The sequence below is a fragment of the Meishania litoralis genome (genome assembly GCF_042611095.1).
GTDB lineage: Bacteria > Bacteroidota > Bacteroidia > Flavobacteriales > Flavobacteriaceae > Meishania > Meishania litoralis.
Window position 1 is genome coordinate 849686 of the sequence record NZ_JBHFPV010000002.1, and the last position, 23867, is coordinate 873552.

Here is a 23867-nt window from a genome sequence, read left to right on the forward strand (position 1 = left end):
TAACTTCTCAAATCCCATAGCTCCCTTTAATTCATTTTAACCACCGCTTTCATATTTTTTGCCTTAATGGAATCTTCAAAGGCCTGCGTCACATCATCAAAATCATAGAAATCGGTATAATGTTCGGCAGGAAAGACTCCGGTTACCATCAACTTCATCGCCGCCATATAGTCATCCCTACACGAACCCATAGACCCTCTCATGTTCAAAGATGTACGCGTCAAATGCGTTGCGTTAATAGGCACTTCTTGCCCATAAGTGGCAATCACACAGATATCACCTTCTGGGCGCACTACCTCTATAGCCTCGGTCAATACGGCCGGCACGCCCGAACATTCGATGAGCAAATCAACCTTTCCGTTCGTGCCAAAAGGAATTCCTTGGTCATCGGTCAACCCATTTTGTAATTGAACGGCCAAGCTGTTTTCTGGAGAAACCTCTAAAGTGATGAACCCTCTTTCCCTTGCCTTTTTCAAACGGATATCACGATCATGGGCGATGCCCGTGACGGCTACCCTAGCGCCGGCGGCCCGTGCCACTTCGGCGGACATCAAACCTATGATTCCGCAGCCGGTGACGATTACATCTTGTCCCGGTTTGATGTTGCATTTATTATAGAGGGCATTGGTGATAATCGATAAGGGTTCGACCAAAGCCCCTTGCTCGGGGGTCATGCCCTCGATCAAATGCACAACCCTATCGGACTCCAATACGACTTGTTGGCCGAAACCTCCATTTCTATGAAAACCAATGATTTGCTTCGATGGGCAAAGATTCCATTTGGAAACACTGCAAGCCGGACAGTCCTCATCACGGCAACCCAACATGGCCAATGGCGTAAAGATATCCCCCACTTTTAGGTCACCGTGGTCGCCCGGTCCCAATTGCAAAACCTCGGCGCTGAATTCGTGGCCGATGATCCGCGGTCGTTGTACCCAGTCAAAATTGGCCTTTCCGATGGAGGCACTATTATCGGAGCCGCATATTCCGGTATATAACGTTTTGGCCAGAATTTCCCCTTCTTTTAATTCAGGGATTTCCATATCCACAACCGAGGTATTCTTGGTTACGTTATCGGAATTCGGATAAATTTTTTCCTTGCCGTGAAGACAAAAGCCTTTTATTTTGGTCATTGTATATTTTTTCGAGGATGTCTTAAAAGCAAGTTTAGTTACATTGTCAGGTTGAGCTTGTCGAAACCGATTTTTGATAATAAGCAAGTTAAAATATTTCGACAGGCTCAATATGACATTTAGTCAAATTTTTAGACATCCTCTTTCCTTAATAATTACCTTATTTTTCTATTGGAGTCTTGCCGGCCTACCAACTTACCCCGGTATCTTTCCAGCTTTTTGATTTTGCGGATTCAAGAACGGCTTCGCAGACTTTCTGTGTCTCTTGGGCTTCCTTGAATGTCGGGGAACACGGTTTGCCTTCCTCCAAACATTGCAGAAAATCGGCCACTTGGTGAACGAAACTGTGCTCATAACCGATGGATAATCCGGGTACCCACCATTTGTCCATATAGGGTTGGTCGCCGTCGGTTACATGAATGGAACGCCATCCTCTTTCAATCGACTCGTCCCTATGGTCAAAATATTCGAGACGGGTAAGGTCGTGCAGGTTCCATTTTATGGAAGCGTGCTCGCCATTGATCTCAAAAGTATACAGGGCCTTGTGGCCCCTGGCATAGCGTGTGGATTCGAACAATCCCAACGAACCATTATCGAAATGACAATGAAAGATACAGGCATCGTCGATACCTACTTTTTGCTTTTCGCCTGTCAAGGAGTGTACCCTTTCTTTGATGAAAGTCTCGGTCATGGCCGAAACGTCCTTGATACCCCCATTGAGCCACATTGCCGTATCGATACAGTGTGCCAATAAATCGCCCGTAACCCCAGAACCCGCGGCATCATTGTCTAATCGCCACAGGCCTTCGCCACCTTGGGGCAGTTCGGGGCTTATCGTCCAATCTTGTAAAAAGTTGGCCCGATAGTGGAAAATCTTACCCAATTTTCCGGCATCTATGAGTTGTTTGGCCAAGGTAACGGCCGGTATTCTTCTATAATTGTAATACACGGTATTAGCGACCCCGGCCTTTTCGATGGCATCTACCATAGGTTGTGCCTCGGCCACCGTTCGTGCCAATGGTTTTTCGCAAAGTACCATTTTACCCGCTTCGGCAGCGGCAATGGCAATTTCGGCATGCATATTATTGGGCGTACAAATATCTATGGCATCGATATCGTCGCGGGCGACCACTTTGCGCCAATCGGTCTCTACCGATTCGTAGCCCCACTGTTCGGCAAAGGCGGTTACGCGCTCTTCGTTACGCGCACACACCGCTTTCAAGACCGGTCTGTATTTTAAATCGGGGAAAAAATCGCCGACTCTTTTATAGGCATTGGAATGGGTACGCCCCATAAATCCGTAGCCGATCAATCCTACTCGAAATTCTTTTTTGTCACTCATGTCCATATCTTGATAATCTTAGTAGTCGTTCTATTTACGTTTTGGGAAACCCACTGTTGAGATTTCCCATTCCCAAAAGGAAAGGGATAGATTTCAACGTTCCAACGGCGCACATTGCCACTTTTGAATATTTGGATTTATTCTTTCCAGCCGTGTAGTTCGCGAACCTTCAACATCGCCCCTAAAATATCGTTCCATGTTTTGGGTTGCATCATCACATCGTTGGGGAACATACATCCGTCCCAACAAATGTGCTTTAATTTCTTGGTCAGGTTTCCATTTTCATCGCGTAGCCAGTGGCCGGCATCCACGGCAATATCCAATTTACCGTTGGGATCGGAGGCCTGGCAATGCCTTCCCGTCTTATCATGGGAGCCCGAACCGAAAACGGTACCATCATTTTGTGCTACGTGAAAATCGATCGTCCACGGTCGCAGGGCTGCTGTCAAAGTTTTTAGTCCCTCGGTTAAAGTTTCCCGATCATTCCAATCGAAATCTTTGGGAAGAATGCGTTCATCCTCTTTATTATAACCCAGAAGGTACAATAAGGTATGCGCCATATCCGCCTGAAAACCGATATTGGGCCTATCAACGGCCTCCAAAGTGTTGATCATCGTTTTCCAGCCATGCATACCGCCCCAGCAAATTTCGCCTTCAGCGGCAAGTGATTCACCATAGTCGGCCGCGACATCACATGCCTCGCGAAAGGTTTGGGCGATGAGCTTCGTATTACCTGCCGCGTCTTTGGCCCAACTTTCTGGATCGACCGAAGAGTCGATCCTGACAATGCCATGGGGCCTGATTCCCATATCACGTAATTTTTTCCCTATGGCACAGGCCTTTTGAACTTGGGTAACAAAATTTTTACGTTCTTCGGCCGAACCCATTGCCGAACCACCGCCCGTAACCCCCCAGACCGGAGCCACAAAACTTCCTATTTCCAAGTTGTACGAACCGACCTTGTCGGCCAATCGCTTCAAATCATCATCGGAGGAATCGATACTCACATGGGGATCGGCCAAGAATAGGTCGACACCATCGAATTTTTGTCCATCTACCTCGGCATCGGCGGTCAATTTCAGCATCGTATCCAAATCGATAGGCGGTTCAGAATCCGGGCCTTTGCCCACCACCCCGGGCCATGACGCATTATGAAGCTTAGGAAAGTTGTTCTCTTGCATTTTTATAGGGATTTTACAGTTTAAAGGCTATTTTTCACTGTTCTAAAATTAACTAAAAATAGGATTATCGAAAATTTTTGCAAGATTAATATCCTAACATAAATGACAATGGCACATCGGTTTAACAAATTAATTATGAAAAGTTCAAAAAAAAGTCGAACTTTTGACGATATTTAATTCCGCTTTTTATAAGTTCGAAACTTGTGTAACCAACTAATTACTTAAACAATATATTATGGAAAATACTGCATCTGCTTCGACTACCAATGCCAATAGGCTGTTTTATGGTAGTTGTTTTGCATTGATTACCACAGCTCTTTCATTCAGCATAAGAGCTGGAATTTTGCCACAGCTGGGCGAGGAATTGAGTTTGAACGCCGAGCAATTGGGTTATATCAATTCAATGTGGTTCTTGGGCTTTCCCATATCAATGGTAATCGGAGGATTGATATATCATAAGGTTGGCGGAAAGGCCATTATGCAATTCGCGTTTTTTGCCCATGCCATCGGTATCATAATGACCATCTATGCCGGGAGCTATACAGGCCTTTTGATATCGACCTTGCTCATCGGTCTAGGTAACGGGTGTACCGAGGCCGCTTGTAACCCGATGATAGCCGATGCCTATCAAGGAACCCGAATGAGCAAGATGATGAACCGTTTTCACATGTGGTTTCCAGGGGGCATCGTAATAGGAAGCTTGGTCTCGAAATTCATGACGGATGCCGGTATGAGCTGGGAGTCGCAAATTTGGGTCATTATGATTCCTACATTGATTTACGCTTATTTATTCTTCGGGCAAAGTTGGCCCAAGGCAAAAGTTCAGGAAGGCGCCACGCTTATGGGAAATTTAAAGGCCATGGCATCTCCGTTGTTCCTGTTCATGGTGGTTTGTATGGCACTGACCGCCGCTACTGAATTCATACCGCAACAATGGACGAGCGTTATCCTTTCTAAAAGTGGTGCCCAGCCCATGTTGATTCTAGCCTTGGTAACGGGTATTATGGCAGTGGCCCGCTATTTTGGTGGCGAAATGGTAGCAAAATTCGACCAGACCGGCGTATTGCTCGGATCCGCGGTCTTGGCTACGGTCGGTATTTATCTGTTCAGTACTCAAACGGGCACAATGGCCTATGTAGCGGCAATATTTTTCGCGCTCGGTGTTGCCTATTTCTGGCCGAACATGATCGGGTTCATTGCGGACAAAATTCCAAAAAGTGGTGCTTTGGGGATGTCAATACTGGGTGCCGTGGGAATGTTTTCCCAGACCATTTTTCAACCCCTAACCGGGCGATGGATCGATTCTGACAAAGCTGAGGCTGCGGCAGCCGGACTTACAGGTGATGAATTGGAACTTGTAGCCGGGCAAGATACCATGCAGACCATTACCATTTTTCCAATTATATTGATCGTACTATTTACCATACTATATTTTTGGGTGAAGAACCGTAAGCAAGACGATACTCCTGTGGCAACCGCACACTAACTAAAAATGAAAGAAACTTAAAATGACCCCCTGCCTGTTTTTAAGGAGGGGGTCATTTTTTTATTGAGAATCCAGCATTTACTTTTGTGTATGTGGGAATCAAATAAAACAATTTAGTTATGAAGATAGGAATGAACATGCTCCTCTGGACCAACCATGTGACGGAAGCACATTTCCCCCTTGTGGATACTCTGAAGAAAACCGGCTTTGATGGTGTGGAACTATTTTTAGGGGAAGGCGATGAAGCTCATTATGCCAAACTGGGCCGATATTTTTCAGATGCGGAAATGGGCGTAACCGCTGTGGCCGCCTTGGCACCTGATGAGAATATTGCGAGTCCTAATAAAAATTATAGGGCCGCCGGCTTGGATAAACTCAAATGGTCGATCGATATGAGTGCTGCGGCCCATGTCGAGGTCATTTGCGGACCGTTTCATTCAACATTCGCTTATTTTACCCGTCAACCTCCGACCCTTGAAGAAAAACAATGGAGCATCGAAATGTTGCGAAAAGCGGCCGAATATGCAGAACGATCGAATATCATGCTAGCCCCCGAGGCCGTAAATCGTTTCGAATGCTACTTGTACAATACCATGGCCGATCTGAAAACCATGGTAGAGGCGGTGGATCATCCGAATTTGGGCGCGATGTACGATACGCACCATAGTAACATCGAGGAAAAAAGTCAGTCCAGCGCTTTAAAGACCATTGCACCCGTTTTAAAACATATACATATCAGTGAAAACGACCGTGGTACGCCGGGAAGCGGACAAGTCGATTGGAACGATGTTTTTCCGGCCATAAAGGAAATAGGCTACGATGGATGGCTGACCATAGAAGCTTTTAGCACGATCATTCCCGAATTTGCCAATGCGATCAACGTATGGCGAGATTATTCGCCTTCCGAAGAGATATATACCAAAGGTTTGAAGCTCATAAAAGAAGGTATGGGTATCTGAAGTCGGAAGTTTGAAGTTTGAAATTGGAAGTTGGAAGTTGGAAGTTGGAAGTTGGAAGTTGGATAAGGAAAGATGTTCAACGCAGTGTGTAAACATTTAAAAATAAAATTTGTGAAAAAAACAATCCTTTTATTGGTTTTCGGTCTTCTAATCGGTTCCTGTGTAGAAAAAAAGAAAGAAACCGTAGTTGAGAAAGTCGAAGAGACCCCAAAGCAATGGTTGAGTTTCGAGGGAGACGATGAAAATGCAAAACATATCGTTTTGATTTCAGGCGATGAAGAATACCGTTCCGAAGAGGCACTTCCTCAATTGGCAAAAATACTTTCTGAACATCACGGATATAATTGTACGGTCTTGTTTGCGCAAGACCCCTCAAAACCTGGAATCGTAAATGCCAACTACGTCAATAATATTCCCGGCCTCGAAGCCTTGGATTCGGCTGATATGATGGTCATATTTACACGGTTCCGTGCATTGCCCGATGACCAGATGCAACATATCGACGACTACCTAAGGGCGGGGAAACCCGTGGTCGGTATCAGAACGGCGACCCACGCTTTCAATTTTTCAAAAGATTCAACCTCGAATTTCAAACATTACGGTAATTATTACAAAGGCGATAAAACCGAATGGGAAGATGGCTTCGGGCGGTCGGTACTTGGCGAAAACTGGGTGAATCATCACGGGCACCACAAACATCAAAGTACCCGGGGAACCATTGCAGAAGATGCCAAATCACATTCCATAGCAAACGGTATTGAGGATGGCGAAATTTGGGGACCCACCGACGTTTACGGCATTCGGCTACCGTTACCGGAAGACGGTCAACCGATAATTCTAGGACAGGTCGTCAATAGAAAAGGTGACTATGACGAAAACGACCTCTTTTTCGGCATGAAGCCCACCGATGATGAACTGGCTACCGAAAACAATGCGGGAGAAAAAGTGAATGACGTTCTGATGCCCATTGCGTGGACCAAAAGCTATCAATTGCCCGGTGGTAAAAGGGGAAAGGCATTTACCTCGACCATAGGTGCGGCCTCGGATTTATTGAACGAAGGGGTGCGACGGCTATTGATAAATGGTATTTTTTGGACAATGGATGAAACCGTTCCCGAAAATGCGAATGTCGATTTGGTCGGAAAGTACAATCCCTCTGCATACGGATTTAAAGATGATGAATACTGGATAAACAAGAAGCTTTCGGTCGAAAGCCTCGCGCAGTGATTCGCTTGGTCTTGGTGCCTGAAGGGTTCAATCAAAACTTTTTAAAATGAACGAGAAACGAAAATTTACCGGAATCCCTTACATGGTTACATTCGCCATGCTATTGCTTTTAAATGTTATCCCATTAACTGCCCAAGATAATGGGGAAGGTAAAGTACTTATGGCAATTTTTGCCCATCCCGACGACGAAATGACCGTATCACCCATTCTTTCAAAATATGTCGATGAGGGTATCAAGGTGTATCTCGTTATTTGCACTGATGGCCGATTGGGCACCAATGATTTTACCGATCATGAGGCCGGGGATGGTTTGGCCGCCCTGCGTAAAGAAGAGATGCAGTGTGCCGCCGAAAAACTTGGTGTAGAACTGATACATTTAGATTATCATGACCAGCTTAGGGCCGCCGAGGGTTACGATGGCCATGTACCGCACGCCAGGGAGTTGATTTTAGAATTAGAAGGTATCGTTGCCGACAAGAAACCCGACGTTCTGATTACTTGGGGACCCGACGGAGGGAGCACCCATATGGACCACCGTTTGGTAGGCGCATCGGTTACACAGGTATTTCTCAGTAAAATTTGGGAGAAACCAAAAAAGTTATTTTACGTCGGCACCCCTTCTTATCTCATTGATGAACCAGAACGAAAAAAATTGGCCGGAATCGATTCGACGTATCTCAACGTTGGTATCAAATACGCTGAAAAAGATGCCGCAAGAGCCTTAGAATCGTTGAAATGCCATAAGAGCCAAGTTTCGCCTGAAATGCTCAAATGGAGGGAAACATCGGGTAAAAAATCGAAGTCAACAATCTATTTAAGAGAATTTGTTGCACCTGTACAGAAAAAGCAATCTTCTCTATTTGAATAAACACAATTGGTCACAATTTCAACCTTTCAAAACCTTTTGGTTTCTAATGGGTTACTGTACGTGGGTTCTGATCACTTCAAAGACTTCGGTCGGTGCTATGTTTTTCTCAAGACTACAAGTTTGATTATTGGTAATCAAAATGGGATGGTCATCAACATCATCGGGAATCCGGCCATGTGAACCCTTTACCAGTTTTGCATTCAGGGGAATGATATCCATTACCGTTCTAAAACCCAACTTCTTCTTGATCAGTTTGCCGATTACCTTGGGCATCACGAATTTGTCCTTTGGATCGGTCAGCATTTCGACGGGATCATACCCCGGTTTTTTATGAATATCCACCATTCTGGCATAGTCGGGCGCTTTTTTATCATCCATCCAAAAATAATAGGTAAACCATGATCGGGAGTCCGCCAAAACGACCAGATCACCACAACGTTCATGATCCAGATTGATCGCTTTTCGCGCTTCACCGAAATATACCTTTTCAACGCCCTCAACTTTTTCAAGTAGTTTTTTGACTTCCGACGCTATCGATTTGTCATTTAAATAGATATGTGCGATTTGATGGTCAGCCACGGCAAACGCCTTGCTCGCACCGGCATCTAAAAGTTCCAATCCTCGCTCGATCCGAACGTTGAGCAGTCCTTCTTCCCTTAAGACCCGATTCAGATGAATGGGATTGTCAACATTCGTAATACCATATTCGGAAAGCAGAATGATATTGGCATTTTTTTCTTGATAGTATTCGACCAACTGCCGTACAACACGATCTATTTCATTCAAGTCTTTCGAAATGACCTTAAAATCGAGTCCGTGCCTTTGAAGGTTATAATCCAGATGGGGAAGATACACCAGTGTCAGCGTCGGATCATATAAACGATCGGTTTCCAGAGTGGCATCCGCTATCCATTGGCTCGATTTGATCGAGGTTTTCGGCCCCCAAAAATGGAACAAGGGGAAAGTACCCAATTTATCCTGAAGCTTGTCACGTAGATCTGCCGGATGCGAATAACAATCGGGAATCTTTCTGCCATCGGCCAAGTAATTCGGGCGGGGCGTAACATTGTAATCGGTATTGGCGTACATATTGTACCACCAGAACATATTTGCACAGGTGAATCCCGGATTTTGGCTTTTGAGCCTGTCCCAAATTTTTTCGCTTTTCACGAGTTTGTTGGATTGTCGCCAGAATTTCACCTCGCACTCATCTTCAAAATACCAACCGTTACCCACAATACCGTGTTCCGATGGATACTTTCCGGTGAGGTAGGTAGACTGGGCCGTACAGGTTACGGCAGGAAGTACAGGGGTAATCGTCGTCGATTTGCCCTTCTCAAAAAATGATTTTATAAATGGGGTGTGCTCGCCAATAAGTCTTTTGGTCAGGCCCACTACATTTATTACAACGGTTTTTTGCATAGGTCAGAGCCTTTCTTTGAACCACTCGATTTCACGTACAATGGATCCGGACAGGTTTTTCTTCAATTCTTGCGGAAGAACATCCCAAGTATACGTTTCTATTTCAAGATGTTCCGAAACTTGATTTTCTTTGAGATAATCGACCACTTTGAGAATATGGTCCTGGGTGGAATATAACTTACCAAAATGCTCCAAAAAAATAGGAACATGAAAATGGGCACGAAGTTCTGAAAATGCCTTTCGTTCTTTCAAAACGATTGGCAGGTCATTATAAGTCTTGACCTTTCCATTGATTTTTTCGGTTACCTGATGTAAATACGTGGGTTCGTCAAAACGAGAAAGTGACTCCCATACGGCTTCTTCGTCGGTTTCGTCATTTATAATTTTTAATGCGGCGCTCACTTGGATCTTGCCGATTTTTATACCCGCATTACGCAATTTCAGGAAAGTATCCAAAGGTTCTTCGAAGGCCAGCGAAAAATGGCAGATATCGTAGCATACGGTGATGTAGCGCTTGATGATCTTTTCAGCTTCCGGTTCATTTAAATCAAGTCTTTCCTTTAAAATTTCCGTGCCGATAGGTATTAAATAGTCGGCGTAAAAATGCAAGACCTCATCACTGTTCTCCAACAATCCATCAGGTTCTGGTTCAATGTCGAGATGCAAATATTTGCCCGTTTTGCCTTCTATGTCGTAAAGCCGTAATGCGATTTCCGTAAAGTTCTTTGCGCCTGTCTCAAAGGCCCTTTGGGTGGTTTCCTTTGTATCGTGCCAGTATTTGTAAGTTATTGGGGAAGTTGATATTCCGCCCGATAATCCCTCTGGGATCAATTCGGACAATTGGTCAAAAAGTCGTTTGGTATAGGTTACCCGATCTTTCGTGGTCCAATCAGGGGCATGTACATTTTCTTTGACCCTTTCATCATGAAAATTCCCATAAGGAAAGCCGTTCATGGTAAACACGTACACCCCATTTTCATGCAACCATTGTTTGAACGCTTTGAGGTTGTTTCCCTCGGCAAGTTCTTCGCTTGCCTTGTTGGACAATCGAAGGCCCAGACCAAAATCCGATCCGTTGGAAACTTTCGCCTTTATGCCGGGCACATAGGTTTTAAGACTTTCAAACGTACTTTTCCAATTCGCCCCGGGATGAATGTTGGTACAATAGGTAAGATGAAAAGAATTGTTGATCAGCATTTACCTGAGTTTAGGTTAATTGGCAAAGTGTGTTCAAATGGTTGACGGCACTTTTCATAACTTCGAGGTCGATGGTATTTACGTTTTGCTGTTTGCCGATATCGGTGATCAAGGTAATACAAAGTTCTCCGCCCAGATGTTCTTGAAACTCTTTGAGCCCTAATAGTAGTTCGTCCATTTCCTGATTTGAATCAACAGGAATATGCAGGTCGAAACCTATCCGCTCCATCAAATCAAGGATTCGCTTCAATATTTTTTCAGAAATCATACCTATCAGATAGGCATACGTAACATCCAGTGCAATGCCCTTTGCCACGGCTTCTCCATGCCGCAGTCCGTAATTGGACATCTGCTCCAATTTATGGGCGGCCCAATGGCCAAAATCCAAAGGCCTTGACGAACCGCTTTCGAAAGGATCACCACCTTGGGCGATATGATGCATATGGATTTCGGCACATCTATATATCAGATTTTGCATAGGTTCCATTTCGCGTACATGGAGACCGTTTGCATTGTTCTCTATATCTTCAAAGAAAGTTTTGTCCTTGATCAAGGATACTTTTATGGCCTCGGCCACACCGGCAATCCAGTCGCGTTGTTCCAAAGTGGACAAAAAATCAATATCGTTGATAATCGCATAAGGCGGGGCAAAAGTGCCCAAAAAGTTCTTTTTTTCGAATAGATTGATGCTGTTCTTTACACCGACGGCGGAATCGTTCTGTGAAAGTACCGTAGTAGGAATGCGGATCAATTTCACACCCCTATGGGCTATTGCGGCCGCATAGCCCACCATGTCGATCAACGCGCCACCACCAATGGCAATTACAAAAGAGTGCCTGTCGATATGCCGGTCATTGATGGCCTTTAGAACACGCTCTACTTCTTGATGTTCATTTTTGCAGTGCTCCCCTCCTTTGATCACTATACTTTCTGTATGTTCCAAATGTTGTCGATACGAACGACAATAAGCTACGATAGCGTTCAACAAGTCTCGGTGATTTTCGCTTACCCCGTCATCAATGATGAAAAGCAATTTTATGCTTTCATTCGTTTTGTACGCATTTAAAATATCCTTAAACAGTGGATTCCCAACATTGAACAAATCTTTCGTAAAATGAAGTTTGTATTCGTAAGGAACCGAAAATGATTGTGCTATGGGTCTCAAGGGCGTCAATTTGGTTTAGGTAACGGCAAAAAGTTTTGACAAAAGTATGGACAACGGCAATAATAACAATACCAAAAGACCATACCACCAAACGGAAAAGCCGGCAACCAGGGTCGCGTCAAGTACAATCAATGAAAGTACCCCTGCTATGACCGCTTTTTTTATATTTTCAGGAGTGTTCGATCGAAAGGCGGCGACCAAAGGTCTATATACCGAAAAAGCAAAAAGTGCCAGAAAGGGGACAGCTTGCAAGATATTATCCGTTTTCATCATTACTATAGCTAAAACGGCCAAAATGACGATTAGGTATAAAACGCCCGCCCAAAGAATGTGCTTCGAATTGTTCCCATGAACTTCGCCCCTACTTATCAAGGTAATCGCAAAGATATATATCAATGGAATGATGCCGTACCACCATGCATTTATTTCCCCAAGTAGCGACATGCCCAACAACAGATTGAGTCCTCGGCAAAGTCCCATGTTCATGGGGCCTAAAAAGCCATGTTTTTTTGAGTAGGCGTCATAAAGTATGATCGAAAAAGCCAATGTTAAAGCTATAATGCCGCTCAATCGATTCGTAAGAAAGGCAAATAATACGCCGATCAACAACAGTACCATACCAAAGAAAGCTGCCGCTTTTAATGGAATCAAGCCACTTGGAATCGGACGCTCCGGGCGCTCGACCTTATCAAGTTTGTAGTCAAAAACATCGTTCAGTACAACGCCACCGGCATAGAGGAAAACCGAAGCCAGTACAAGATAAACGATGTTCGGTCCGAGGGAATTTATGGAAAACATGCCCGATAAAGCTGCCCCGGCGAATATATCGGCAGCGGCAGTTGGCAAATTCGCGGGACGCATCAATCGCAAATAGCCCTTGAACACAGAACCCATTTAAACGATTTTATCGGAATCTATTTTGGGCTCTTGACCCCTTAGTACGCTATTGTCATTGTACAGCTCCCTTTGATCGATCCCTTTGGCGTCCAGCCAATCCGATTCTTTCATCTTGCCGTTTTTACCAAAAATATCGAGGGCATTTTGATAGCATGTCTTGACAACATCTTCCTTCGCAATACCTCTTCTTAGCATTAAACCTGCCGTTTTCGGAACGGCCAATGGGTCACTGACCCCCCAATCCGCCGAACTGTCCACAATAATATCGGTGCTACCAAATTTTCTCACTACCTCTACCATTCTTTCGTTGCCCATTTTGGTTTTCGGGTAAATGGTAAACGCCGCAATGAAGCCCCTGTTCAAGACTTCTTTTACGGTTTCTTCGTTGTTATGGTCGATAACGACCATTGAAGGATCAAGACCATGTTCAAGACAGACCTCCATACTTTTGATGGTTCCCGCTTTTTTATCCCTGTGGGGCGTATGCACCTGAACGACCATGCCCAGCTCTTTGGCCAGTTCCAATTGCATTCTAAAGTACTTGTCCTCAGCAGGGGTCTGGTCGTCGTAACCGATCTCACCGATGGCCACCACATTTTGTTTATGCACATAGAGGGGCAATAATTCGATTACCTGCTCTGCCAAGGCCTCATTGTTCGCTTCTTTGGAATTCAAACCGATCGTACAATAGTGTTGAATGCCAAACTGACTTGCCCGAAAAGGTTCCCAGCCTACCAAACTGCTGTAATAATCTTGAAAAGAACCCACTTGTGTTCGTGGCTGGCCCAACCAGAACGAAGGTTCTATCAGTGCCACTACCCCTGCATTTGCCATTGCCTCATAGTCATCAGTGGTTCGCGACGTCATATGCACATGCGGGTCGATAAACATCATTTTTTCTTCCATGTTATTCTTTTAGATTTTCCCAGGTTAATGTTTTGTTTTCGATTTGACCAACGAGATCTTCATGGTTTTCAAGTTCCTTTTTTGCTTCCGGGTAATCCGATCCATAACAGCAAAGAGCCCCGGCTTTGTTTTCCATGGGGTCATCGCTTGCCAATAACCGCTTCATGTCTCCTAAAAGCGTATCGTTCAAAAACTTGGAAACCGGTCGCCAAAAATAGGGGTCGATGGCACGCCCTGCCGCCCATCGTTCGTGGGCATAATCGGATATAATCCTGACCAGATCGGTATTGGCCATTTTGTCAATGTCCATTATCGCGCTAAGATCTCCCTGCATAAATGCCGTCTTCAGGTACATCTGGTTCCATTGTTGGTCATTGAAAAACAAAGATGGATACGGATTATTGTAGGCAATGGCATTGAAAACTGTAGCGATGTTCGTTCTCAGGGCATCAACGGCAGTCGTTTTGTATCGCACGGGATCGGGCAGTAAAATCAAAAACTTTAAAAAAGTTTCCAGCTCGCCCGTATCGGCCACCTGAATGATATTGGCCACTTTGGGCGCAAAAAAATCGGTATCGGCCTCCAAAACCTTTACCAAAAGATATATTCTGGCCACCTGTCGAATGTTCGCCCTTTGAGTTTTTAGGTACTGGCCGACATCGGAATCTGTAGCGAATTCCAAATTTTCTTCAGAACCGAACTTGGTTCCGATCAAGCTATAGGTCAAATAAAGGTCTTTTGCCGATCGCTCGTCTACGATGTTTTTTATTTTTCCCCCCAACCAGTTTTTCAATGCCGTTGAAACATGGTCTTCGACAATTTGGGATAGGTACGCACCTACATTTTCTACCTGCATTATATCGTTGGTTTGGTTTGGAAGGACTCGAAAATTTTAGAAAAGACCTTGAATTAGTAACACCATCAAAAATAAAGTTTATTCCGCTATAAAAGAAATACGACACTTTGTTTTTGAACAATATCTCACCATGAATTCTCCCCAAACAACGTAAAAATACTGGACACTTTGTGTAAAAAAATTTTACATCTTAAGAATTGTCACTAAAAATAGTCAAACATAAAATATTGATTATCAAATGGTTTTGTTTTTGGCATAAATATAGGTGTGGAAAAATCGGAATACTATAACGGGCAATTCGATATTTACAAATTCTGTTCGGTCTTCAAATCATCATCAAAAAACGAGAACCATGTTCAAAAACTATCTAAAAATCGCCTGGAGGAACCTGACCAAGAACAAGTTGCAAACCGGAATCAACCTTCTGGGGCTTACGGTCGGTACGGCAAGTTGCCTCTGCATTTTGGTCTATGTACTCGCACAAACGGGTTATGACACCCAATTCAGCGACGCCGACAGCATTTATAGAATCCGGACCAAGATAAAACATATAGGAGGTAGTTCTCCCGATACGAATTCAGCAGCGGCAGGACCTCCAATCGCTTTTGCGATGAAAGAGGACTTTCCCGAAATTGAAGAGGCCTGCCGTATAGTTTATATGGAACAATTTGAATCGCCGATTCGAATAGCAGAATCTACTGAAAGCTACTATGCAGAAAGGGGTTATGTGGCCGATTCAACTTTCTTTAAAGTCTTTGACTATCCCCTATTGGAAGGGACGGCCCAAAATGCTTTAGACGCCCCGAATGCCATCGTGCTTTCCGCTACCTTGGCAAAGAAACTTTTCGGAAACCAAAATGCGTTAAATAGAAATATCGTATTAGGGGCAGGTGACCAAGCTGCCAATAAAACGGTCACTGCGGTCTTTAAAGATGACTTTGGTAAGACCCATCTAAATCCGAACTACATCATAAGTATGAATACCCCCGGGGTGGGTCAATTTGTAAGGAGTGTCCAAAACTATGCAACACAAAATTTTGTCCACAGTTATGTAAAATTGGCTCCAGCCTCCAGTGCCACAAATTTGGAAAGCAAGCTTCCCGAATTTTTACAGAGGCGGGGCGCCAAAGATCTGGCCGCCGCAGGTTTTGAAAAGACATTGTTATTACAGCCCATAACGGACATACATCTATACTCCAAAGGAATAAATAATCAACTTGATATCGTTTCGGAAATTGGGTTCTTGTACACCCTTCTCATCTTGGCAGCTATAATACTAGTCGTGGCCTGTATCAATTTTATCAACCTACGTACGGCTTTTGCGAACAAGAGAGCAAAAGAAATAGGGGTCAGAAAAGTGGTGGGCGCCAATAAAAGCTCCCTTACCTATCAATTTTTGGGAGAATCTTTACTGCTGACCTTTTTTGCGACCCTGATCAGCATACCCCTGACTATTTTATTGTTTCCCTTTATCAATGAGTTGGGACATGGTGATTTGAATCTTTACGATGTCTTAAATTTCAAAATCGCAGTATTGTTATTTGGTTTGGCATTGATTACGGGACTTTTGGCCGGTATTTATCCAGCTTTGATACTGGCTGCGATCAAACCTATACAGGCGTTAAAAGGTGGAATTACAGAAATGGCTTCTGGGGGTGTCGGATTGAGAAAGGCCCTGGTCGTTTTTCAATTTGTAGCATCTACAGCGCTGATCGTGGCCGTAGTCATTATAGTTCAGCAAGTGCGTTATGGGCAAAATAAGGATTTGGGTTACGAACAAGAAAATCTTTTGGCCGTACGTTTGGGCACTTCTGAAACATCTAGTCGTTTTGATGCAATTAAGGAGCAGTTTTCTACCGTTTCGGGGGTAAAAAATATTGCAGGGGCCAACAATTACCCCTCGCAACGCGTCTTTGGCGATTTCGGAGGGCATTTGCCCGGGACCGACCCCACCAAAAGAACATTGATACACTATAGCGGAATGAGCCCCGGGTATATAAACACCGTGGGCATGAGATTGATCGCAGGTAGGGATTTTAGGTCCAACGACAGCACGCAGACCATCGTGAACAAAGCCGTTTTGGAATCGCTGGGCATTCCATTTGAACAGGCACTTTCATCAAAAATTGCAAGCACTTATGAAGGCGAAACAGAACTTTACGATATAATTGGGGTGGTAGAGAACTATCATTTTGCGCCATTGACAGAAAGCATAGCGCCCATTGCCCTTTTCAACGACAATACCCCGGGATGGATTGTTATTCGTACCGAAACCACCGACTTTAAGACATTATTGGCTGGTTTGGAAGATAAATGGATGGGAATTACCAAAGAAACCCCATTCGAATATACTTTTGTCGACCAACAGGTAGCAAAGTTATTTGAGGAGGAACAACGACTCGGCAAGATATCAGTTGTATTTACCATCTTGGCCATTTTGATAAGCTGTCTCGGCCTTTTCGGTCTTGTGTCCTATGTGGCCGAACAGAAGAAAAAAGAAATCGGTATTCGAAAAGTATTGGGAGCCAGCATCAACTCGGTATTAGGGCTATTGACCAAAGATTTCATCAAACTTGTAGGTATTGCATTTTTAATAGCTTCCCCTATGGCCTATTATTTTATGCAAAAATGGTTGGAAGGATTTACATACAGAATCGAAATTCAATGGTGGGTATTTGCGTTGGCCGGAGGGTTTGCCCTGTTAATAACCCTCATAACAGTAGGTTTTCAATCGATTAAATCGGCCATGGCCAACCCGGTAAAAAGTCTGCGGACGGAGTAAAGAAGATAAATTTTAGAAGTAAGATTTGAGAAGTCATATATGAGACCATAGACAAAAAATATAACCCTCAAAGAACTATAAACAAAAACATGCTTAAAAACTACCTGAAAATAGCATCCCGAAGCATTACCAAGAACAAATTGTTTTCCTTGATCAAGGTAAGTAGCCTTGCCATTGGGTTGAGTGCTTCTTTCGTAATCGGCCTAATGGTGTATTACGATTTGAGTTTCGACAAGTTTCATCCCGATGTGGAGCGTATTTATCGTATCACTTCTGAATTTACCTCTCCCGAAGGAAACGGGTACAATCCCGGCGTATCTTATCCACTGGCGGAGACCTTAAAAGAAAAGGGGGCAGGTCTTGAGGCCGTCGCTCCCGTACTCACGACCTACCCCGTTACAGTCAGAAATAACGAAGACAATAAAATCTTTAAAAGGCCGGAATATGTGGTGTATACCGACGCTGCTTATTTTAACGTCTTTGAATATGATTGGATTGTCGGTTCTCCTGACAATATATTGGAAAACCCCAATGAAGTTGTGTTGTCCGAAAATAGGGCCAACATCTATTTTCCAGACAGGCGGCCCGATGAGATTATAGGAAGCACCTTGGTGTATCAAGATACCATTCCAGTAAAGGTTATCGGCATTGTGGCCAATTTTGAAAAACGTACCGATTTGGTCTTTGAAGAATTCATATCGTTGAAAACCGCCCAACAGGCTGATATGTCGAACAATGTTGAGTATGCGGGATGGAACAATACCAATTCTTCATCCCAATTATTTGTAAAGCTCGAACAAAATGTAACTAAGGAAACTGTACAATCTACCCTCGATGCGCTTGCCAAGGAGCATAACGAAGAAGAAGAAGTGGCCCGTGGCCGTATCAGAAACTTTTACATGCAACCCCTAACCGAACTGCACTTGGACCCCAACTACTATACTTTTGATTTTAGCAGGGTCAAGGCAAGCAAGTCGGTATTGATCAGTCTAGGTTTTATCGCCCTTTTTTTGTTGTTATTGGGCTGCATTAATTTTATCAACCTCAATACCGCACAGGCTACTCAGCGCGCCAAGGAAATAGGGGTGCGTAAAACGTTGGGAAGTTCTAAAAAGCAACTTGTCTTTCAATTTTTGGCGGAGACCTTATTGTTGACAATTTTTGCATCGGCACTTTCGATCGTATTTTCATACTGGTTACTTCAAGCGTTTTCCGATTTCATTCCAGAAGGTCTTGATTTTGGGCTTTTCAGTGAACCGTGGGTAATCGTGGGCATATTGGTTCTTTTGGCTTTGGTAACCTTGCTATCAGGATTTTATCCCGCTCTTGTGCTTTCAAGCTACCGGCCGGTAGCTGTACTTAAGAGCCAAATCTCCCAAAAAAGTGAAAAAACGACCCTACGCAAATACCTGACCGTTTTTCAATTTAGTGTTGCCCAAGTATTCGTCATAGCAACATTCTTGGTCGGAAAACAAATCGACTATTTAATGACTAAGGATATGGGCTTTCGAACTGAGGCCATTGCTTCAGTCAGAACACCTTGGCATGTGCCCGGACCTGAAAAGCGCACATTGCTGGCCGAAAGGATCGAGGCGTTGCCCATGGTGCAGAGACTAAGTTTAAGTGGGAATCCTCCAGCGTCGAACAGTACCAGTTCCACTTATGTAACCTATATGGACGGGGAAAGGGAGATTGTTTCCATTCTCCAGCTGCTGCGAGGGGATATGGAATATCTCAATCTTTATGATATTCCCCTTTTGGCCGGACGTGATAGACTGAACGATACCATTCGTGAATATGTGATCAATGATACCTTTAGAAAACAGTTAGGCTTTAAGACACCCGAAGAAGCTATTGACAAAAGAATAGGTCGGAACGATGCCAAATACCCCATAGTCGGGGTCGTGGCCGATTTTAATCAACGATCCTTAAAAACGGCTGTGAAGCCCATGGCCATCGTTGGGGATTGGGACCCCGACCGTAGCCAGTTCAATACAGTTCATTTCTCGTTTCAGACCGATGATGTTAGCGGTTGGTCCGAAGCCATCGCGCAAATAGAGTCCATTTGGAACGATGTGTATCCCGATGTAGAGTTTGAATTGACCTTCATGGACGACACCATTAAAAGATTTTATGAAAGTGAACGCAGGACCTCTACCCTATTAAAATGGGCCATGGGGTTATCGATCGCCATCAGTTGTTTAGGGCTTTTTGGCTTGGTCGTCTACACCACCGAACGGCGTACAAAGGAAATCGGTATACGAAAAGTACTAGGGGCCTCCCTATTGCAATTGAACATCTTGCTCTGCACAGAGTTTTTGGTCCTCGTCGGTATCGCCTTTGTGATTGCGGCCCCTGTCGCTTGGTACGGACTACATCAATGGTTAGAAGATTTTGCCTATAAAACCGAATTAAGTGCATGGATATTTATATTGAGCGGAATTATCATGGCTTTTATTTCACTGATAATCATGAGTATAAGAACTATTGCCAAGGCCAATACAAACCCGGTAAAAAGTTTACGAACCGAATGAAAAGCCCCCTCTAACTCCCCCGAAGGGGAGAAAACTGAAATACTAAATTAATGCCGAATCCATTCCCCCTCCTTCGGAGGGGGCTAGAGGGAGGCCGATAAACAAAAGCCATGTATAAACTATTCCTAAAAATCGCGACACGCTATCTACTTAAAAATAAACTATACTCGTTTATCAACATTTTTGGGCTGGCCATCGGCATCGCCTCTTTCTTTCTGATCATGCTCTATGTGCATTACGAAAGAAGCTATGACAAATTCGAGGGTTCTGAAAACGTATATCGCGTGTATATGGATTATCTCGAAGGTGGCGAATGGGTTCCAGGCGATGCAAATGCGTATATTGTAAGTGGGCCAACACTAAAGGATGAGTTTCCCGAGGTACAGGATTATGTAAGGCTGCGTCATACGAACGACGCCGTTCTCATACATGATGATAGGGTTTTTGAAGACAATAGGGGCTCGTTGGCAGACCCTTCCTTTTTCCAAATTTTTGACCGCACGTTGGCTAAGGGCGATGTAAACAATGCTCTGAATGAGCCCTACTCCCTTGTTTTGACCGAATCGTTGGCCGAAAAGATTTTCGGCAATGAAGATGCCCTGGGCAAGACGTTAAAAGTATTTAGCAGTGATAGCCCTCTTTTTACCGTGACCGGAGTTCTTGCCGATAGCCCGAGAAATACCCATATCAAGAATGACGTTTTGATTTCCTTTAAAACTTTTCATACCTGGGAGGCTTTCGAACGCGACTGGCAATATACATGGAACCAAAACATGTATTTTACCTATTTGAAGCTGGATCCCTTGGCCAATGCCAATGCGTTTAAAAAGAAGGTAATGAATTTTAAGGTAGAAGACCTGCCTTATGAAAGGCATAACATCGAACCCTTGGAAGATATTCACCTGTACTCAGATAAGCCTTATGAGGCCGAGGCAAACGGCAGTGCAAATCGGGTCACGTTTCTATTGGCCATTGCATTGATAATTCTCATACTCTCTTGGCTAAATTATGTAAACCTTTCCACGGCCAAATCGCTCGAAAGGGCCAAGGAAACAGGAATACGAAAAGTGGCAGGGGCACAGAAACCTCAAATCATGCTACAATCATTTTTAGAGTCGTTATTACTGAATCTATTGGCCATAATAATCGCGGTTTCGATCGTCTTACTTGTCTTGCCTATATTTAACAACTATGCCGGCATGGTACTAAAGGTCGATCTTTCGAACGTCATAGATTTTATACCAATATTAGGTTTTGTATTGTTCGGGGCTTTGGTATCAGGCCTGTATCCGGCCATGGTCTTGAGCAAGTACACTCCTGCAAAGTCGCTTAAGGGAAAGATACAAACCACCGGAAGTGGCCCGATTATTAGAAAGGTCTTGATAATGGGGCAATTTTTCGCAACGATCGTTTTATTGATCGGTACTATAGTCGTTACAAAACAAATTCGTTTCATTCAGAATCAGCCCATCGGTGTAGACTTACATCAAGTCGTCGCCCTTAACGGACAGATATTGAGTGCGATGCCTGATTCCTTATTTGTCAAAAATTTGGAAACCTTTAAACATGAACTTGAAAATTTTCCTTTTGTCGAAGCTACCGCAGGGGCTGAAACCTATCCGGGTGGAGGATATGATGAACTCAATTCAAATGCCGGCATTACCTTTCCAAATGGGATTCGAGATGACATAAGAATCACCTATAACTATGGGGTACACCCCGATTATTTTAAGTTGATGGACCTGGAATTCCTTGCCGGAGAACCTTTTAAGGAAAACTCGAGCGGTGAAAGCGACAAAGTCGTCTTGAACGAAAAGTTCGTAAGATTTATGGAGATTACAGATATGCAGGAAGCCGTAAGCAAAACCATGAAAATCTTTGGAGAAGAACGTATTATTTCCGGGGTTATCAAAGACTATCATCATTTCGGTCTAAAAACGGGTATTGAACCGATGCTGTTGCGATACGAATCCAACGGAGATAAACTTCTTGTAAAATTCAATCAAACGGCACTTTCATCAAATGGTATGACCAACGCCCTTGCACAGATTGAAAACAAATGGAAAGAACTGTTTCCAAAAAGCACCTTCAACTATACCTTCTTAGATCAAAAGTTCGAAGCGCAGTATAATGAGGATAAGACCTTCGGTTCTGCATTTCAAATATTTACGGTTTTAGCAATACTTATTGCTTCTATGGGGTTGTTCGGGCTTACCTCCTACACTTGCATACAAAGAAAAAAAGAAATTGGCGTTCGAAAGGTCAACGGTGCGAGCATTGCCCAAATATTGGCCTTATTGAACAAAGATTTCGTAAAATGGGTAGGCCTGGCCTTTATCATTGCCGTACCCGTTTCATGGTATGTCATGAACAAGTGGCTCGAAGGTTTTGCCTACAAAACGACCATGAACTGGTGGATATTCGCCATAGCTGGAATTACGGCATTGACAATCGCAATGCTCACGGTAAGCTGGCAAAGTTTTAAGGCCGCGATTGCCAACCCAGTCGATGCTTTACGTGATGAGTAGACCGATTTTTGTCTCTTCTGTAGTATCTTTATCAAGTATCTTGGTTTTAACCTGTTAGGGGTAGGTCTTTGCATCAAATGCATTGGTGGCCTCCCCCTTATTCACTATGCGCAAAGATCAAAAATGGGGTTTAAAAAGTTTATTCTATTATCTTTTCTCTGTATAAGTTCTGCGTTTTCACAATCGCTTGAAGGATATGATCTTTGGTTGGGACACGCCAAAATTCAACGACCATCTTTGATTGAAGCATATAACGATTTGGCCTCTTCGGTTTATTTTCAAGATGGAACGAGCACACTTAAGGTAGCCAAGCAAGAAATGGACACCGCACTTGAAAAAATGTTGGGGCGGATACCTGATTTCACGAACTCGATAAATTCCGATAACACTATAATCGTCTCAAAAGGCTCTTTTTTGCCGAAAGCGGTTGTCAAATCGCTTCAAAAAGACCTTCAAAAGATTGGAAACGAAGGATTTGTGATTAAATCCGTATCACACAACGAAAAAGATGTTCTTGTGGTCACTGCCAACGATGACATAGGTATTCTATATGGTATTTTTCGATTGTTGCACTTGATAAAGACCGGACAATCCTTAACAGGAATAAATTGGGTCGATGCCCCGAAAATCGATATCCGAATGCTTAACCATTGGGATAATCTCGACCGCGTTCGACCCGGCAATTTGCAACCATCCTATTTTCAGTGATTTATTTAATTTCGATTAATCGAAATCAAGTTGGCAGTCAAAAGGAAATCCCTTGCTAACCACTATCACCCTTTTCATAGGTTTGTCCGATAACAATCCCTACCCCTTTTTTATGCCCAATTTCAACAGGATGGTCTCCAACAGACACCACTTGGTAAACGCCGATTGAATCAAGTTGACCCCGATGAATACGGTAAACCATAACCAGTTGATATTTACGTACACGGCCAATACGACACTCAATAAAACGAATGTACCTACAATGACCCTAAAATATGTATTTAGCATTTCTCTTGTTTTTAAAAAAATGTTTATAATTGATTAAATCGATCTTTCAATAGGAACCACGACAGCCTTGATCGGGTTGTTGGTCTCCAGATTGGCATTGAATTCTTTTATCAGGCCGAAGAGTGTTTCAATGTTCGTTTCCTCGGTAAACGAAAAGAACAGGTTCGATTCGACTCCCCCCTTCTCGCTTGGGAACCAGCTGGCCGTGCGCACCATGGACGTAGGGTTCTTATATCCATCAATGTGGCTTTCACTGAAGCTCTCGATATTCGCTTTTTTGAACAGTTTCAGAATATCTTTTTCGAACTGTTCTACGACCGTGACGATTAATAATTTCATAGATAAATGTTTTTGTGTCATTTCCGCTTTTTCGGTATTACCTAACGTG

The 23867-nt window shown here is 43.7% G+C and carries 19 protein-coding genes; 8 read left to right on the top strand and 11 right to left on the bottom strand.

Annotated features, from left to right (window positions below; all coding sequences use genetic code 11):
* Window positions 1-26: 26 nt before the first annotated feature.
* From ACEZ3G_RS12990 to ACEZ3G_RS13000, 3 genes are all read right to left on the bottom strand, one after another.
* Window positions 27-1133: a zinc-dependent alcohol dehydrogenase gene (locus ACEZ3G_RS12990; protein ID WP_432425922.1), complete on the bottom strand. Its 1107-nt coding sequence runs from the start codon at window positions 1131-1133 to the stop codon at window positions 27-29.
* A 187-nt stretch (window positions 1134-1320) separates the two neighbouring features.
* Window positions 1321-2475: a Gfo/Idh/MocA family protein gene (locus tag ACEZ3G_RS12995; RefSeq protein WP_432425923.1), complete on the bottom strand. Its 1155-nt coding sequence runs from the start codon at window positions 2473-2475 to the stop codon at window positions 1321-1323.
* Between the two features lie 137 nt (window positions 2476-2612).
* Window positions 2613-3656, bottom strand: coding sequence for a sugar phosphate isomerase/epimerase family protein (locus tag ACEZ3G_RS13000; RefSeq protein WP_432425924.1), 1044 nt, complete (start codon window positions 3654-3656; stop codon window positions 2613-2615).
* A gap of 235 nt (window positions 3657-3891) precedes the next feature.
* Here ACEZ3G_RS13000 and ACEZ3G_RS13005 point away from each other — a divergent pair, with 235 nt between their 5' ends.
* The 4 genes from ACEZ3G_RS13005 to ACEZ3G_RS13020 all read left to right on the top strand — a co-directional run bounded on the left by ACEZ3G_RS13005 (window position 3892) and on the right by ACEZ3G_RS13020 (window position 8196).
* Window positions 3892-5142 carry an MFS transporter gene (locus ACEZ3G_RS13005; protein WP_432425925.1) on the top strand — a complete coding sequence of 417 codons (1251 nt, stop codon included), beginning with the start codon at window positions 3892-3894 and terminating at the stop codon, window positions 5140-5142.
* 119 nt (window positions 5143-5261) lie between these two features.
* The gene (locus ACEZ3G_RS13010; RefSeq protein WP_432425926.1) at window positions 5262-6101 is read left to right on the top strand and encodes a sugar phosphate isomerase/epimerase family protein; all 840 of its coding nucleotides are present in this window, start codon (window positions 5262-5264) and stop codon (window positions 6099-6101) included.
* A gap of 111 nt (window positions 6102-6212) precedes the next feature.
* Window positions 6213-7328, top strand: a complete 1116-nt coding sequence (locus tag ACEZ3G_RS13015; protein ID WP_432425927.1) for a ThuA domain-containing protein — start codon at window positions 6213-6215, stop codon at window positions 7326-7328.
* Window positions 7329-7374: 46 nt separating this feature from the next.
* A complete protein-coding gene (locus ACEZ3G_RS13020; protein WP_432425928.1) occupies window positions 7375-8196 on the top strand; it encodes a PIG-L deacetylase family protein in 822 nt (273 codons plus the stop codon).
* Window positions 8197-8247: 51 nt separating this feature from the next.
* On the opposite strand, the gene ACEZ3G_RS13025 is transcribed toward ACEZ3G_RS13020, so the two are convergent.
* Genes ACEZ3G_RS13025 through ACEZ3G_RS13050 form a run of 6 tightly spaced genes read right to left on the bottom strand, consistent with a single transcriptional unit; the run spans window position 8248 to window position 14639 of the window.
* Entirely contained in the window at window positions 8248-9618 is a 1371-nt protein-coding gene (locus ACEZ3G_RS13025; RefSeq protein WP_432425929.1) for an alkaline phosphatase family protein, read from the bottom strand.
* Window positions 9619-9621: 3 nt separating this feature from the next.
* Window positions 9622-10815 (bottom strand): metabolite traffic protein EboE, encoded by a 1194-nt coding sequence (eboE, locus tag ACEZ3G_RS13030; protein ID WP_432425930.1) that lies wholly within the window; start codon window positions 10813-10815, stop codon window positions 9622-9624.
* A 10-nt stretch (window positions 10816-10825) separates the two neighbouring features.
* The gene (locus tag ACEZ3G_RS13035; RefSeq protein ID WP_432425931.1) at window positions 10826-11980 is read right to left on the bottom strand and encodes a 3-dehydroquinate synthase; all 1155 of its coding nucleotides are present in this window, start codon (window positions 11978-11980) and stop codon (window positions 10826-10828) included.
* Window positions 11981-11995: 15 nt separating this feature from the next.
* Window positions 11996-12874 (bottom strand): UbiA-like protein EboC, encoded by an 879-nt coding sequence (gene eboC, locus ACEZ3G_RS13040; RefSeq protein ID WP_432425932.1) that lies wholly within the window; start codon window positions 12872-12874, stop codon window positions 11996-11998.
* Window positions 12875-13783, bottom strand: a complete 909-nt coding sequence (locus tag ACEZ3G_RS13045; protein ID WP_432425933.1) for a TatD family hydrolase — start codon at window positions 13781-13783, stop codon at window positions 12875-12877.
* Between the two features lies 1 nt (window position 13784).
* On the bottom strand, window positions 13785-14639 hold the full coding sequence (locus ACEZ3G_RS13050; RefSeq protein WP_432425934.1) for an EboA domain-containing protein: 855 nt from the start codon (window positions 14637-14639) through the stop codon (window positions 13785-13787).
* Window positions 14640-14991: 352 nt separating this feature from the next.
* Here ACEZ3G_RS13050 and ACEZ3G_RS13055 point away from each other — a divergent pair, with 352 nt between their 5' ends.
* From ACEZ3G_RS13055 to ACEZ3G_RS13070, 4 genes are all read left to right on the top strand, one after another.
* The gene (locus tag ACEZ3G_RS13055) at window positions 14992-17421 is read left to right on the top strand and encodes an ABC transporter permease (RefSeq protein ID WP_432425935.1); all 2430 of its coding nucleotides are present in this window, start codon (window positions 14992-14994) and stop codon (window positions 17419-17421) included.
* Window positions 17422-17510: 89 nt separating this feature from the next.
* Window positions 17511-19955, top strand: coding sequence for an ABC transporter permease (locus ACEZ3G_RS13060; RefSeq protein WP_432425936.1), 2445 nt, complete (start codon window positions 17511-17513; stop codon window positions 19953-19955).
* 110 nt (window positions 19956-20065) lie between these two features.
* A complete protein-coding gene (locus ACEZ3G_RS13065) occupies window positions 20066-22483 on the top strand; it encodes an ABC transporter permease (RefSeq protein ID WP_432425937.1) in 2418 nt (805 codons plus the stop codon).
* 123 nt (window positions 22484-22606) lie between these two features.
* Complete coding sequence (locus ACEZ3G_RS13070; protein ID WP_432425938.1) at window positions 22607-23191, top strand: alpha-glucuronidase family glycosyl hydrolase; 585 nt, start codon at window positions 22607-22609, stop codon at window positions 23189-23191.
* 99 nt (window positions 23192-23290) lie between these two features.
* Here ACEZ3G_RS13070 and ACEZ3G_RS13075 read toward each other — a convergent pair whose 3' ends face one another.
* Both ACEZ3G_RS13075 and ACEZ3G_RS13080 read right to left on the bottom strand, forming a co-directional pair.
* A complete protein-coding gene (locus ACEZ3G_RS13075) occupies window positions 23291-23479 on the bottom strand; it encodes a YgaP family membrane protein (protein WP_432425939.1) in 189 nt (62 codons plus the stop codon).
* Window positions 23480-23512: 33 nt separating this feature from the next.
* Window positions 23513-23818 (bottom strand): hypothetical protein, encoded by a 306-nt coding sequence (locus ACEZ3G_RS13080; protein ID WP_432425940.1) that lies wholly within the window; start codon window positions 23816-23818, stop codon window positions 23513-23515.
* Window positions 23819-23867: the final 49 nt, after the last annotated feature.

What these genes read in the sequence shown, in the direction of transcription:
- ACEZ3G_RS12990 (WP_432425922.1), bottom strand. Translation starts at nt 1,133, where the DNA reads ATGACCAAAATAAAAGGCTTTTGTCTTCACGGCAAGGAAAAAATTTAT.
- ACEZ3G_RS12995 (WP_432425923.1), bottom strand. Translation starts at nt 2,475, where the DNA reads ATGAGTGACAAAAAAGAATTTCGAGTAGGATTGATCGGCTACGGATTT.
- ACEZ3G_RS13000 (WP_432425924.1), bottom strand. Translation starts at nt 3,656, where the DNA reads ATGCAAGAGAACAACTTTCCTAAGCTTCATAATGCGTCATGGCCCGGG.
- ACEZ3G_RS13005 (WP_432425925.1), top strand. Translation starts at nt 3,892, where the DNA reads ATGGAAAATACTGCATCTGCTTCGACTACCAATGCCAATAGGCTGTTT.
- ACEZ3G_RS13010 (WP_432425926.1), top strand. Translation starts at nt 5,262, where the DNA reads ATGAAGATAGGAATGAACATGCTCCTCTGGACCAACCATGTGACGGAA.
- ACEZ3G_RS13020 (WP_432425928.1), top strand. Translation starts at nt 7,375, where the DNA reads ATGAACGAGAAACGAAAATTTACCGGAATCCCTTACATGGTTACATTC.
- ACEZ3G_RS13025 (WP_432425929.1), bottom strand. Translation starts at nt 9,618, where the DNA reads ATGCAAAAAACCGTTGTAATAAATGTAGTGGGCCTGACCAAAAGACTT.
- eboE (WP_432425930.1), bottom strand. Translation starts at nt 10,815, where the DNA reads ATGCTGATCAACAATTCTTTTCATCTTACCTATTGTACCAACATTCAT.
- eboC (WP_432425932.1), bottom strand. Translation starts at nt 12,874, where the DNA reads ATGGGTTCTGTGTTCAAGGGCTATTTGCGATTGATGCGTCCCGCGAAT.
- ACEZ3G_RS13045 (WP_432425933.1), bottom strand. Translation starts at nt 13,783, where the DNA reads ATGGAAGAAAAAATGATGTTTATCGACCCGCATGTGCATATGACGTCG.
- ACEZ3G_RS13050 (WP_432425934.1), bottom strand. Translation starts at nt 14,639, where the DNA reads ATGCAGGTAGAAAATGTAGGTGCGTACCTATCCCAAATTGTCGAAGAC.
- ACEZ3G_RS13055 (WP_432425935.1), top strand. Translation starts at nt 14,992, where the DNA reads ATGTTCAAAAACTATCTAAAAATCGCCTGGAGGAACCTGACCAAGAAC.
- ACEZ3G_RS13060 (WP_432425936.1), top strand. Translation starts at nt 17,511, where the DNA reads ATGCTTAAAAACTACCTGAAAATAGCATCCCGAAGCATTACCAAGAAC.
- ACEZ3G_RS13065 (WP_432425937.1), top strand. Translation starts at nt 20,066, where the DNA reads ATGTATAAACTATTCCTAAAAATCGCGACACGCTATCTACTTAAAAAT.
- ACEZ3G_RS13070 (WP_432425938.1), top strand. Translation starts at nt 22,607, where the DNA reads ATGGGGTTTAAAAAGTTTATTCTATTATCTTTTCTCTGTATAAGTTCT.
- ACEZ3G_RS13075 (WP_432425939.1), bottom strand. Translation starts at nt 23,479, where the DNA reads ATGCTAAATACATATTTTAGGGTCATTGTAGGTACATTCGTTTTATTG.
- ACEZ3G_RS13080 (WP_432425940.1), bottom strand. Translation starts at nt 23,818, where the DNA reads ATGAAATTATTAATCGTCACGGTCGTAGAACAGTTCGAAAAAGATATT.